General features: G+C 38.7%; 11 protein-coding genes. 1 reads left to right on the top strand and 10 read right to left on the bottom strand.

Annotation, left to right across the window (positions count from 1 at the left end; all coding sequences use genetic code 11):
• Positions 1-45: 45 nt before the first annotated feature.
• The 10 genes from L0668_RS19665 to L0668_RS19620 all read right to left on the bottom strand — a co-directional run bounded on the left by L0668_RS19665 (position 46) and on the right by L0668_RS19620 (position 11,024).
• A complete protein-coding gene (locus L0668_RS19665) occupies positions 46-3,237 on the bottom strand; it encodes an efflux RND transporter permease subunit (protein WP_235314438.1) in 3,192 nt (1,063 codons plus the stop codon).
• Positions 3,237-4,304: an efflux RND transporter periplasmic adaptor subunit gene (locus L0668_RS19660; RefSeq protein ID WP_235314437.1), complete on the bottom strand. Its 1,068-nt coding sequence runs from the start codon at positions 4,302-4,304 to the stop codon at positions 3,237-3,239. Before L0668_RS19660 ends, L0668_RS19665 begins: the two co-directional genes overlap by 1 nt.
• A 194-nt stretch (positions 4,305-4,498) precedes the next feature.
• A complete protein-coding gene (locus L0668_RS19655; protein WP_235314436.1) occupies positions 4,499-4,987 on the bottom strand; it encodes a hypothetical protein in 489 nt (162 codons plus the stop codon).
• A gap of 46 nt (positions 4,988-5,033) precedes the next feature.
• Positions 5,034-5,369 (bottom strand): zinc ribbon domain-containing protein YjdM, encoded by a 336-nt coding sequence (locus L0668_RS19650; RefSeq protein WP_235314435.1) that lies wholly within the window; start codon positions 5,367-5,369, stop codon positions 5,034-5,036.
• A gap of 107 nt (positions 5,370-5,476) precedes the next feature.
• Positions 5,477-5,794 (bottom strand): hypothetical protein, encoded by a 318-nt coding sequence (locus tag L0668_RS19645; protein WP_235314434.1) that lies wholly within the window; start codon positions 5,792-5,794, stop codon positions 5,477-5,479.
• Positions 5,795-6,442: 648 nt separating this feature from the next.
• Positions 6,443-7,807, bottom strand: coding sequence for a TrkH family potassium uptake protein (locus L0668_RS19640; protein WP_235314433.1), 1,365 nt, complete (start codon positions 7,805-7,807; stop codon positions 6,443-6,445).
• Positions 7,807-8,460, bottom strand: coding sequence for a potassium channel family protein (locus tag L0668_RS19635; RefSeq protein ID WP_235314432.1), 654 nt, complete (start codon positions 8,458-8,460; stop codon positions 7,807-7,809). The genes L0668_RS19640 and L0668_RS19635 overlap by 1 nt, the downstream gene beginning before the upstream one ends.
• Before the next feature lie 4 nt (positions 8,461-8,464).
• Positions 8,465-9,157 (bottom strand): response regulator, encoded by a 693-nt coding sequence (locus tag L0668_RS19630; protein ID WP_235314431.1) that lies wholly within the window; start codon positions 9,155-9,157, stop codon positions 8,465-8,467.
• Positions 9,154-10,155, bottom strand: coding sequence for a sensor histidine kinase (locus tag L0668_RS19625; RefSeq protein ID WP_235314430.1), 1,002 nt, complete (start codon positions 10,153-10,155; stop codon positions 9,154-9,156). The genes L0668_RS19630 and L0668_RS19625 overlap by 4 nt, the downstream gene beginning before the upstream one ends.
• 710 nt (positions 10,156-10,865) lie before the next feature.
• Positions 10,866-11,024 (bottom strand): hypothetical protein, encoded by a 159-nt coding sequence (locus L0668_RS19620; RefSeq protein WP_235314429.1) that lies wholly within the window; start codon positions 11,022-11,024, stop codon positions 10,866-10,868.
• Positions 11,025-11,511: 487 nt separating this feature from the next.
• Here L0668_RS19620 and L0668_RS19615 point away from each other — a divergent pair, with 487 nt between their 5' ends.
• Positions 11,512-13,224, top strand: coding sequence for an AIPR family protein (locus L0668_RS19615; protein WP_235314428.1), 1,713 nt, complete (start codon positions 11,512-11,514; stop codon positions 13,222-13,224).
• Positions 13,225-13,506 lie beyond the last annotated feature (282 nt).

The raw sequence follows: 13,506 nt of genomic DNA, 5'->3' as shown, positions 1-13,506 counted from the left end.
TTAAAGTATTATTACACTGTTTATGTTGTTTTTCAATCATCTCTATTAAACCCCCTTAGGGGTGTTTAGGGGGTTATTCTCACTTAACACTCCATTAAGGGGTTTTAATTGAGTTTTTAGTACGCTAACTAATAGTGCGGGTAAAAAGGTGAGTGAAAGTAGGGTAGAGAATATAATGCCACATAACACAATTATACCTACACCTCGGTATAATTCGGTGCCGTCACCGGCTATCAGTACCAATGGTGCTAGGCCAAATACAGTGGTTGAAGTGGACATTAAAATAGGCATTAAGCGTTTTTCAACTGCCGCTCTGACTGCCGTGGTTACATCTGTTGCGCCTTGAAGCATGTTTTTGCGAGTTTGATCAACTATCAATATTGGGTTATTCACCACTGTACCTAATAGAATTAAGAAGCCTAACATAGTGATCATATCTAGTGGTTGATGGAAGGCGGGTAAACCTATTTGAGTCAATACGGCATTGATGCCATTCACCGAAATCAAACCCAGTAGACCACCGGCCATCCCCAAAGGAATGGTAGTGAGAATAAATAGTGGATAACGCCAGTGGGTAAAAATGGCTACTAACAATAGATAACTCAACACGATTGAAATCACAAAATTAGACGATAATGACGTTTTAGTGGCCTCGAGTTGATCAGCCGCACCACTAATGGTGAGGTTAATGCCCTGGGCTACTTTGCCTTTTTGTAAAAGCTCAGTCAGTAATTCGGTTCTGACTTTTTGCTCGGCAATTTCTAAAGCGACATTACGCGGTGGGATAATATAAACAGAAACCGTTCGATTACCGTCTACTCGTCTTAAACTATCACTGCTGTAACTAGCTTGCATATCAGCCAAGGCACTTAATGGCATGACTTGACCAATAGGCGTGATAATAGGCGAGTTAGTTAACTGTTCGATATTTTGTTTATTTCCGGCATGACTAAATATAAATATATCAACTTTGTCATCATCTAAAATAAACTCATCCACGTATGCTCCATCACTAAATGCAGAAATGGAATACCCCAATTCGCTATTAGACAAACCTAGTTCAGCCAGGCGATCCCACCTAGGTTTAACCTCAATCAAAGGTTGATTGAGACTTAAGGAGCTTGGCTGAGAGTTAATTTGTGGGTTATCAAAAATCACTTTTGCTTGTTCGTATACCGCTTCAGCCGCTTGATAAAGTTCCACTAAGTTCGGGCCAGATATATCCACAGCAACCGCGCGAGTGCCTCCATCATTACTTGAGATAATCGATCCTCTTGAGGAAAATGCGCGCATTCCCTCGTAACTTTCAAATTTAGTAGTCAGCGCATCCATCATGTTATGAATGTAGTTAGCATCTTCTGGGCTACTTAACACCCAAATACGCCCTGCAGATACCGACATCATGTAATAGGCAAGTGGTGGCATATCTGTCTTACCATTGGCAAATCGCTCACTGCTATCGTGCACGAAGTCATCTAAATAAGTTCTGATTTCAGCGCCAATACGTTCCATTTCAGTAAGGTTATAACTTGGGGGCGCTATCATGTTAGAAAAGGCTTTAGGCTCTTCTCCTTCAGGCAAGTATTCTGCTGCAGGCATTAAAATATAAGCTAATCCTAAGGTGATAATGCTAAATGTTGCTACTGTAGTCAACGCTCGAGATTTAGTTTGAATAAATATATCAACAAATTTTAGCCATTTGTTTGACAGCTGTATTTGCTCTTTGGCTGGCTTGTCGCTGTTTTTGTTTGGGTTTTTAGTAAAATTAGCCAAGGTAACAGGTACCACAAAAATCGCCACTAACATAGAAGCAATAATGGCCCCTGAGATAGCAATGGCGATATCTGAATAAAGTTGTCCCGCTTCTTGTTGTACAAACAAAATAGGGGCAAATACTAAAATAGTGGTAGCAGTTGAAGCCAGTACCGCAGGCCATACATCTGTCACACCAATTATCGCCGCTTCAAAGCTACTCTTAGCCCGTTTTTTGGCTTGCATAATACTTTCTAGCACCACAATTGTGTTATCGACTGTCATGCCTATGGCAAAAGCCACACCTGCTAATGAAATAACATTGATGGTGCGTTCAAAAAGTAACAAAGCCATAAACGCGGCTATGGTACACATGGGAATACCCAAAACACCTATAAGCGTGACTTTAGCTGAGCGTAAAAAGTAGTACATGACTAAAGTGGCTAATAATCCACCTAACAATAAGTTGACCCATACGTTAAACAAAGAACTTTTAACGTATTTCACATCGTCACTGGTGAGGACTAATTCTAGGCCATTATGTTGTAATAAATCGCTGTTGATACGCTCAACTACTTTGAGCATTTGGTCTTTTATATCGATTACATTTGAGCCGCTTTCTCGTCTAACTGATAGGCGAATGGTTCGTTCACCATCGAAATAAGACAAGCCCCGTGTTTCATAGTGGTCGAGTACCACTTCAGCTACATCTTTAAGGTAAATATTGATGTTGTCTTTGCGCTGAATGATCAGGTTTTCTAGATCAGATACATTATCAAAGCGGCCTAATACTCGAATTAAATAGCGTTCTTTTTGAGTTTCGATATCACCGGCTGAAGCATCTTTATTCCGATTACGAATAGCATTTCTAATATTGGTGATGCTAATTCCTCGCTGCGCTAAGCGTGAGGGATCGACTTTGATTTGAATTTGCCTAGCAGCGCCGCCACTTACCCTCACTTCGGATACGCCTGATACACTTTCCATCTGTGGTCTGACATAGTCTTCCGCGTAATCAAGGATGAGATCCATATCTAAACCCAATGGATTTCCCGATTGGGGTTTTAACGAATAATATAAAAATGCATTACTGGAGAATGAACTAGAGATTAATCTGGGTTGATCAACATTTTCAGGGTAGGACGACACTTGGCTCAAGGCATTATTCACATTGATCATGGCGTCATTTACTTCGACTCCAAAGGGAAATTCCAGTTCGATACTGGCACTGCCCATAGAGGCGTATGAGGTCATACGTTTTAAATTAGGTATGCTACGTAGGTATCTTTCTTGCTCTATGAGTATTTCTTTTTCTACATCTTGGGGGGTAGCCCCAGACCAGCCAGTACGTACACTTATGGTTCTAACTTCAAGATCAGGGATCATTTGTACAGGGATCTTGAGTGAGCCCACTATGCCCAACACACAGATAATCGAAACAACTACGGCAACTAAAGTGCCTTTATTTATGACTGACTTAAACACTAGTTTGTCTCGCTAGATTGAGTAGTAGTGACGGGGGTACCTTCTTTTAATAGCTCACTGCCCGATACAACTATGACTGCTGCCTGGTCTACTCCTTGAACTATGACTTGATCAAAACTACTACTTAGCAATTTAATACTCAGTCGTTTGATTTTATTATTTTGTACAGAGTAAACACTATAACTACCGTCTGGATGGCGTTTAAGCGCACTTTTGGGCAAACTCACTTGAGAGGCCATTGGAGTCGGTAAAACCAGCTTTACTCTTGCTGACATGCCGGCTACTAGTTTAGTTGATTTAGGTAAATCAATACGAGCTTGAAAAGTACGGCTGCTTAAATTAGATACCTTAATAAATTTTGATACAGTCAAGTTCATAGGATCGCTAGACAATGTATCTGGCGTAACCAAGGCATCTATCGATGAAGCACTATTGATTTGGTCAAAATACTCTTGAGGAATATCCACATAAATGCGTAATGCGTCGTCAGACACTAGTCGAAGGATATTATTTTGTTGGCTGATCCATTCACCCACATCTACGTTTCTATGAGAAATGGTGCCTGCAAAAGGCGCTAATAGAACATGACGTTTGACTATTTCTTGTTGCAACTTAAGTTTAGCTTTGACTTGAGCAAGCATAGCTTGGCTATTGGCTAAATTAGCCTTACGCTCAGCTAATAAGGTTTTGGCCACCACTTTTTGCTTGGTTAATCCAACCACTTCCTCGTAAAGTCTTTGATCTTCTTGGTATCTGACCATTGCAGATTGCAACTCAGCTTGAGCCTGAGATAACTCGATAACCGCTAAAGCATCGTCTAATTTTACTAATGCTTGGCCTTGTTCAACATGATCGCCCGCATCAACCAAAATAGTGTTAACCACACCGGATTCTAAGCTAGTCAACTGCGCGTCATTAAGTGCCACAACATTACCACTTAATTCTAATTCTAGATTTTTAGCTTGTAATTTAGGCGTGACAACTTCAACGTTTAATGAATTTGCGTAGCTGGTAAGCGCGTAACTTAAACTGACTACTAATAAAATATTGAATGTAAAGGTACGCATGTTGCCCCTAATCTGGTATTGAAAAAATTTAAAATTATTACAAGTGGTAAACATATACTGTTTAGACAAGGAATAAAACTAAACCTTAAAGATCAATAATTAAGGGTGATGAAACTGTATGAATAAATCCATTTGGTGGTTAGTAAAATCGCAGCAGGGCCTGCGATAAATACTCGGGAGTAACTGTATTTATATTAAGGGATAATTTTACCCAGAGGTGAGGGAGCACAATCTTGTTTTTGGACTGTCCACGTCATACTGGCGGTTTTCCATACTCCGTTATCTAAAATCAGATTAAATATGTCTACACCGCAGTGGGAAAACTTGCCGTCTATGTGAAAATCATATTTTGCCCAAACAACGGCTATTTGCTCATTTAGGATTATTTGTGGCTCCCAGATCCTTTCAAAATATTGACCTTGAGGTTCGTTTTCAGGATGTAAATATTTGGATTGAGCAACGGATCTTACAGAAAACTTGCCATTTTCTAATTTTGTCGAGATAAAGTTCACACCATCTTCGCGACTCACCTTGGCCATTAACTTTAAGTCATTAGTGTTGATCGAATGTAAAAGTTGATTGACGGCAAAAAGCACTTGTAGCTCTTGGTCTGTATTTTTCGCCCATACGTTATTGGTGTGTGCTAATAAAATAACTATCAGTGCATAAAATTGCTTTTTCATTTTTAACCGACCTTTTTAAAACTTGGGATCCAACTAACAACTACCACTAAGCTTTTTTCACATATTTAGCTGTAATCATCATGTCACTGGCGCCATCAACTTTACAGTCTAATTGATGATCTTTACTGTCCATAATTCGCCTAATTGTTGCTTTTGTGCCTATTTTAAGTACCTGGGAACTGCCTTTAATTTTGAGATCTTTCACAAAAGTGACTATATCGCCTTCAGCTAACAAAACGCCATTTGCATCTTTGACGTTTATCTCATTTTCTGCAGCGACTTCTGTGGGATCCCATTCATAGGAACACTCAGGGCAAATTAGTTGATTGCGATCTTGGTAAACAAATTCAGAATCACAGTTGGGGCAGGGAGGACAAGACATAAATTATCACTTTTTATTTTTAATTGAGCCTAAATAGGCGGAAAATCAATTAGTTAACATTGTTTACTATGACATTGACTAGCCTAAAGCTGCCATTTACTCAAAATTCACTCAGGAGAATAGGATTGAAAAATATCATCGGGCTCACTTTTTAAAAGTAGCTGAGCAGCTAATGGCTTATCCCACTGAATTTGCTTAAATTGCTCAATAAATTCTTCAATATTCAAGTAGTCTATTGCAGCCATAAATACATCACAACTCATACCTTTGTTTCCACCGGCATGGCAATGCACCATTTTTAAAGTGGAACCTTGATAGTTATTACAAAGATATTCATTCAGCTCATCTACACTGCCATAATCACTGTTCATCCATGCCCCATCTTGAATCGCGGTTGTTAGAATTACATTGGTTATACAAGTCATATAAAAGCCCGTTAATAAAACAAAAAAAGCCATTGTAACCTACATTACCGAGTAGGTGCATTTATGCATTAAAGCAGGTGTAAATGAGTGGATTTAATATTTGCAGTTATTTTGGCTAAACATTTTCAGCATGTTTACCCTCTAATAGATACAATAAACCCAGCGTATAAGCTGGGTTTATTGTTAAGTGGTGGAGCTGGCGGGAGTCTACGACATTTGACCTTGAAGCCCTTTAAGCGCCTTTATTCAATGGGTTGTAAGTCTTGAGGGGTCCAAAATAGGGGTCCAAAATAGATTTCCGGCTCTTCTTCTTTCGGTCTCGGTCCAGCTCCTCATTTGGGAACTTAACCCGCGTCCTTGTGACACGCCTCGAGAGCTTCCGCTATACTTCTAAGTTCGTTCTCCGGGACGTCATACTCGAGAGCTTGTCCAACGAACTCGATCGCGTCGAGAACGACGTAACAAAGCGTATGTATGACCATTTCGAGATCTTCGAGGTGTGGTTCGTTTTTGAACTCCTTAACGGTTCCGTCCTCGTTAAGTTCGAAGTGTCCGTCCGAATCAATAGCGTCATATGTTAAGAGTTTGGTTTCGTAACTTCTGATTTAAAGTACGAAAGGCCTCATCGGGCGCCTTTCAATGTATCTTTTACCCTACGGGAATAGTGCTATTTGGGCATTTGATTGTTACCTGACGAGGGCTAGCCAGAAAATACGCAATAGTTAACGGCCCCAAGCGGCCTATAAACATCAAAAAGATAATAACGACTGTACCAGGATCAGACAAATCACCAGTTAACCCTCTAGATAACCCCACCGTGCCGAGTGCAGAAATAGCTTCAAAAACCACGTCTAGGAAGTCAGCTTTTTCGGTTATCGATAGAATGAATATTGCCAGCCACGATACCGCAGTTGAAAGAAGAGTGAGTGCTAGGGCTTTTCCTCTAGTCTCGTTAGATAGCGATCTTCCGAATATTGATGGCGAGGGGTCACGGCGCAAATAGCTATACGCTGACATGATTAGCACGACAAAAGTGACAAGCTTAATTCCGCTTGCTGTGCTCATTGACCCTCCACCTATAAACATAAGCAGTAGCGTTAGCCATGTTGTTGCATTTTCTAGCGCACTGATATCAACGGTGTTAAATCCTGCGGTGCGCGGTGTTACGGCTTGAAACCATGCCGCCCATAATTTAGATGTGCTGTCTAAACCACCAAGGGTGTTTGGATTGTCTTTTTCTATAAGGTAAATCAGAATAAGTGCGATGCCGTTAATGATAAAAGTGCTACTAATCATTAGCTTGCTATAAACAGATAGGGTTTGCCATGCTCGCTTTTTGTTTAAATCTATCCATACGGAGAAGCCTAAACCACCAATGATAAATAGGGCAGTTATCGTGAGATTGATCACTGGATTTCCGACATACAAGGAAAGGCTATTGGCGCTAAGCGCGAAACCTGCGTTGTTGAAAGCAGAAACCGTATAGAAAAATGCGTGAAACAGCGCTTCTCCAATAGGCTTTGTCTGTAACCAAAACAGCGATAAAATAATAAAGCCTAGCAATTCGATTATTAACGCAAACAAGAGAACTGATTTAGCGGTAGAAACGAGGGTAGATAGATCTGTTTGGTTAAATGCCTCTTTAATAGCAGATTGCTGTAAAAATGAAATCTTGCTGCCAAGCGCAATTAAGGTAACCACGGCGAATGTCATCAACCCAAGCCCGCCAATTTGGATCAAAAATGCAATGACAGTGAGCCCTACTTGAGTAAACACCGTTCCTGTATCAACAACGACCAATCCAGTGACAGTTACTGCCGACGTTGCAGTGAATAGGCTCTGTGAAAAAGATATAGGTTGTGTTGTCATGCCGGGAAGCAGTAGTAGCAAGGTACCAATCGCTATTACTGCTAAAAAACTCAGCGATAAAATGAGAGGCGGTGCTGCCTGTATTTTGTAAGCGCTTTTTGCTTTTCTGGATATTGGACGTTGTTGCAAGTTCCAGCGTGTCATTACTTCAACCTTGGGGCAATTCTGACTAAGGCCTCTTTAGGGCCGTACATAATAAGCGTATCGCGTTCGCGGACAATATGAGAAGCGGATGGAGATTGTGTTACTTCTTGCTCACGTTTTAAAAGTAAACAATGTATCGAATTTTCAAAACCTTTGATTAATTGTTTTATGCTAGTAGGCTGAAAAGTCAATGGAAGGTGTATGTCGACAATATAATTGCCATGGCCAACGCTTAGATAATCACTCACCATGGGATAATTTAATGCCTGTGCAACACGCGCACCCATCTCTTCCTCGGGGTGTACAATTCGCGTCACACCTAATTTGGAGAGTATTGTATGGTGTGCTGCTGTGTTCGCTTTCACCCAGATGTCTTTGACGCCTAAGTTTTTAATATGAAGTGTACACAGCAAACTGGCTTGCATATCTTCACCTATAGCAACAAGAACCGCTTCACTTTGACAAAGGTTTAATTCTTTTAACGCCCTTTCATCAGTGACATCGCATATAAGCGTTTGAGTCAATTGTCCTGCGTATTGTTCAGCGAGCTTCTCGTCTTTGTCGATTCCTGTGACAGTATGCCCCATATGTATAAGCTCAATGCTAGCTGTCAATCCAAATCGGCCTAACCCTATTACCGTGAAATGTGCCATGAGTTTACTCCGAATGATTAAATACAAAGCGGTAGCCGTGGCCCGCGGAAGTTTCTATTGAGAATTGATCTGTGCTAAGTGATGAAAGCTTTTTTCTTAAGTGGCTAACTAAAATCCTTATGTAATGGGTATCTTCGCTATTGTAGTTCCCCCAAATTGTGCGCATAAGCACAGTCTGATTGATGAAAACTCCAACTTCCCTAGTTAAAATATCCATCAACAATAGTTCTTTAGGTGTGAGAGAGACATGCGTCTTTCCAAAGATTAATACCCCACTATTCATGTCAAGGTTAAGGTCTTGAAATTTTCTGATGCGTTCAGCTTCCGGAATAACTGGCGTTATATCGCGAAGGAGAACCCTTATGCGAGCAATCAGTTCCTTTATACTGAATGGCTTACTCACATAATCATTTGCTCCCGCCATTAAAAGCTCGACTTTGTCATTCTCTGAATGTCGTGCTGATAAAATCAAAATGGGGACACTGCTAGTCTGTCTCACACGCTCTAGAATTTCTTTGCCATCCCCATCGGGAAGGCCAAGGTCCAATATTATTAATTCAGGTTTTTCTTTAAGGGCAAGTACTAGTCCGTCTTGCACGTTACTAGATTCTTTGGTTTTAAACCCTTCAGCTTTCAAAGCGATGCTTATCATTCGGCGAATGTGAGTTTCATCTTCAACAATAAGAACGGTATTCATGAAGACTGCTCGCTTAGATTAGGGATAGATAGAATTGCACGACAACCTTGCTCCAAATTTTGAAGTATCAGCGTTCCTTTATGGGCTTCAGCTATTCCTTTGGCAACATTTAGTCCAATACCAATACCGCCCCTTCCAACATCACCATCGCGTGAAGAAGAGAACAAGAGGAAAGGTGATTCAGTATCGCCATTCTTAAGGCCAATGCCTGAATCCTCGATAGAAAAGTATGTGTTTTTCGCGTCGTTGCTAACAATCACTTTCACTGCTTGGCTGCTAAATTTAAGTGCATTGTCGATAATATTAAATAACGCTTGCTCCAAAAGCGGTCCGCTAGCAGTAAAATGCTCATTGCTGTTTTTATAGGTAACGGAAATCCGGTTGGTGCTAAACCTAGCTAAGAGGTTATCAATGATAAAGCGGATAGAGACTTTCTCTCTTCCTGCAATGAGTAAATCGTTCTGAATTTTTGTGGCTTGGAGAATATTCTCGACATAGGTGTGTAAACGCTTGCTCTCAGCGATACTACCTTTTATTAATTCGCGCTTATCTTCTTCAGATAATGAGTGGTAGTAAGAATCTAATGTTTCCATAGAACCTATAATTGAGGAGAGTGGTGTACGTAAGTCGTGTGAAACTGACCGAAGTACATTCGCCTGTAATCGGGCTTTTCGAAGCGCTGTTTGTTGTTTCTTGTAAAACGCGGTTAATTCGCTTGCCAGAATGGCGACGATAATAAAAGTTGCCATATTAACGACATCGTCTGCATTGCTCATTCTAATTGAATACAAAGGTTCGGTGAAAAAGAAATTGAAGCTAACGGCGCCCAACAGAGCCCCTAAAATACCGTTAATGCGTGAAAATAAAATTGCACAAGTGACCGAGCCCAGTTGCAATATGAGTAATGTGCCACCTATAGGCAAAAACAAACTACCTAGTAGCCAACTTATAAGAACAGCAAATACCATGGTGGTACATGTAACTGCGAGAGCGCGCATACATTTAATTCGATTGTTGTTGAAAGTGTTCAGTTAAATGTATCAGGGTAGGGGAGTTAAAACGCGTAAAATTTGCGTAAAATTTTGAAGATTAATGAAGAAATATCAAAGTTGGCGAGGGCTTGGGCCCCAGCCAACTTGAGGTGTTACAACTAGAATTTGTAGTTAACAGCTAATTAATAGATACGATCAGTATAGGTAGACCATTACAAGAGGAGCCTCGGTACTTTTCAATCTGAGATCTCCATTCATGAAACAACTGAGCGGCCTTATACTCAGCTACCTTTAGATCGTTAGTCTAGAGTGACTTAAGAAGTTCACCTGTAGGAAAGTGCTCACGGACGTCCTTAGGGACCACCATTCGAGCGTATAATGTATTACTTTTCCAATAGATCCCCCGTTTACCGCTAGGGACGCGATTTTTCGACATTACCTGTAAGCCCTTGTTATAGATGACGTTTAGCATCCTAACAGAATTTAAGGGGTCCAAAAAGGGGGTCCAAAAGGCTAGATAAAGAAAAACCCTAAACCTTTGATTTTACTAAAGATTTAGGGTCTTCTGTATGTTTGGTGGAGCTGGCGGGAGTTGAACCCATTTAGCCCGCTTTAAAATCAATAACTTACATTTAAATCAATAACTTAAAGATTCATAAGCTTGCATGAAATTGCATAAAGTATATCGAGTGTGGTCACTAAGTGGTCATTCAGAATTAATGAACATCATTATCTTGTAGATAAATGATAGCGATTTCTGTGCTACCAAAAACCTTGATAATCTTTCTTTCTACTTCAAGTTTATATTCTTGTTCCATATCTGATTGAAGAGTTTGAAGCCAAGTTTTTACTAGTATTACTGGAGGGTTTTGCATGATGCTCGTCCATGAGGGTATTTACAAATAAATATAGTTTATTAATGATTGATTTCAAGAAAATGATTTATGGTGATAGCTAACTTTGTGCCACTTGCGGTCTAATAGAAGAACTTGCCTGACTGGCAGCTATGAGTCTAAAAGCAGTCGGTCGAGTCATTCTATAATAAATGACAGAAAATGGGATATTGCTGACTTAAGCGATGCCGATTTTCAACCAAGAAATAACAGATTTGCGTGAAACTATTATTTAAATTGACGACGACCCCAATTATTACTTTAAGACCTATTTTTTTCTTAAAATTTTCTGCTATTGATACTAATAGCGGACTAAAAAACTGCAATAACTATTAACCAGATTGCAAACGGAATATGTTTATGTGGGTGTTACTTAGCTAGATTTTTTATTTACATAATATTTGTAATATCTACCTCCTAAAGTTAGGGTAACCCAATAGAATATAAAAGATAATTTAGAGTTAGTGTAATGGCGAATATAAACGATTTTAAGATTTTGAATCTGAAGTGTAGAAAATATTATAAACTCCTTGAGGATACTGTTGAACTCGAAGAAAAAGCAGAAAGTGAAGTACAAAAATCTCGTTTAGGTTTCTATATTTTTATGCTTGAATCTTTATGTGGTGTTAAGGAAATTGAAGATCTTGCTTCACTAATCACGGATACTGATTTTAATAAATATTTAAATGGTACAACCGATGAAGACTTTGGAATAGACGCCGTTTATATAGATGATGATGAAAAACAAATAAACCTATTCAACTTTAAATATAGGGAAAAATTTAAAGCCAATAATCATCAAAGTTTAAATGAGACTATTCTTTCAACAAAATATGTTAATGCAATAATCAACGAAGATACAACTGAAATGAATGGCAAACCAAAGAAGTTTGCTGATGAAGTTATTGAAAAATTAAATAGTAATGATGTTTGGAAATTTAATTTATATGTTGTAAGTAATGAAAGCGTTGAAATATCAACTGATGAATTTAACATAAAACAATTGAAGCAACTCTATGATCTGGAACTAATCCCCATTGGTTTACCATTTATAGCGGATATTTTATCAATAAGACCAGAGCCTATTAAAGCTAGCTTAATATTAGAGCCTGAAGCACTGATGTCATACACAGAGCATAGTTTATCATCATCAAAGTCATATATTGCAAGGTTGACAAGTAGTGAAGTTGTTAGGATAACTTGCAATGATCAAGTTTTAAGAAATAAATACAATATTGAGGATTTAGGACCTATTGCTTCAGTAAACTTAGATTTTGGTTCATTATTTGACAATGTAAGAGGGTTTGTAGTTAAATCTAAATATAATCAGAATATTGAAAAATCATTAAAAGAAGCCCCTTCAAAATTCTTTATGTACAACAATGGAATAACAATTGTTGCTAAAACAATTAAAACAACACCATTCAACGCCAACAAAAAATTAAAACTTGAAATTGACGACTTTCAAATATTGAATGGTGGTCAAACAGTACGTTCCATACATAATTTCAATTCAAAAGATGCATTAAATATTTCTGAGTATCTATCTAAAAGTGAGATTCTGGTTAGAATATTTGTAACTGATTCTGATGACAACTCAGTGAATAAAATAGCAGAGTATACGAATAGTCAAAATACAATTTCAGCCACTGATCTTAAGTCGTTGAGTTCAGAGCAGATTGCAATAGAGCAGTTTCTTGAGGAACACGACATAATTTATGCTCGTAAGACTGGAGACACAGGTAGATCAGATAATAAGATCTACAAGTATAAAATAAGTATGGAAAGGTTTGGGCAATTACTTTTAGCCTTAAAAGGATTCCCTGAGAAGTCATCAAATCAAAAACAACATATATTTGGGAAGTACTACACTGACTTATTTGATAGTCAATCTTTCGATGTTAGTGAAGCTCCTACAATCATTGAAACTTATTTCAATGTAATAAGTGAATATTCGAATTTAAAAGCTAAATATATACCGTTAGAACAAAAATTCTTTTACATCATGCATATCAACAAATTTAATTCAGGGATGTCTATTAATGAGCAAATCACCTTTTTAGAGGATGCAATTAAAGAATTTACACCAATGGGAAAAACAACTACAGACGCAAGAAAAATGATTCAGGTCGGTTTTAGAGAAACCATAGACAAAAAATTAACTTCATTAATGTCCGATTAGCAACTCTATGAAGACATTATCTAAATGAGTTAGTTAATGTCTTAAATCCGCACAAAGTATTCATTAATAATTAGATGACGAATGATGACCTGTTTCTTGGGCTAAGCAGTCGTTCGACTGAGGTTGTTCGAATGTCCGTTGATCGCTCAAACCGGCCTGTTAAATAATTTCATAATTTATTTCACTAAACATAAACCAACAGCTATTGTAATGGTCAAGTATTCATGGACAGATTGTTAGGCGCATTGCATTAATTTCATCTCATATTGTACGGGTGAGATG

The sequence above is a fragment of the Paraglaciecola algarum genome (assembly GCF_021532655.1).
Classification (GTDB): Bacteria; Pseudomonadota; Gammaproteobacteria; order Enterobacterales; family Alteromonadaceae; genus Paraglaciecola; species Paraglaciecola algarum.
This window is presented reverse-complemented; position numbering and strand designations above follow the sequence as displayed.

Coding starts and splice junctions, on each gene's coding strand:
- L0668_RS19660 (WP_235314437.1), bottom strand. CDS start 4,304: ATGCGTACCTTTACATTCAATATTTTATTAGTAGTCAGTTTAAGTTAC.
- L0668_RS19655 (WP_235314436.1), bottom strand. CDS start 4,987: ATGAAAAAGCAATTTTATGCACTGATAGTTATTTTATTAGCACACACC.
- L0668_RS19650 (WP_235314435.1), bottom strand. CDS start 5,369: ATGTCTTGTCCTCCCTGCCCCAACTGTGATTCTGAATTTGTTTACCAA.
- L0668_RS19645 (WP_235314434.1), bottom strand. CDS start 5,794: ATGACTTGTATAACCAATGTAATTCTAACAACCGCGATTCAAGATGGG.
- L0668_RS19640 (WP_235314433.1), bottom strand. CDS start 7,807: ATGACACGCTGGAACTTGCAACAACGTCCAATATCCAGAAAAGCAAAA.
- L0668_RS19635 (WP_235314432.1), bottom strand. CDS start 8,460: ATGGCACATTTCACGGTAATAGGGTTAGGCCGATTTGGATTGACAGCT.
- L0668_RS19630 (WP_235314431.1), bottom strand. CDS start 9,157: ATGAATACCGTTCTTATTGTTGAAGATGAAACTCACATTCGCCGAATG.
- L0668_RS19625 (WP_235314430.1), bottom strand. CDS start 10,155: ATGCGCGCTCTCGCAGTTACATGTACCACCATGGTATTTGCTGTTCTT.
- L0668_RS19620 (WP_235314429.1), bottom strand. CDS start 11,024: ATGCAAAACCCTCCAGTAATACTAGTAAAAACTTGGCTTCAAACTCTT.
- L0668_RS19615 (WP_235314428.1), top strand. CDS start 11,512: ATGGCGAATATAAACGATTTTAAGATTTTGAATCTGAAGTGTAGAAAA.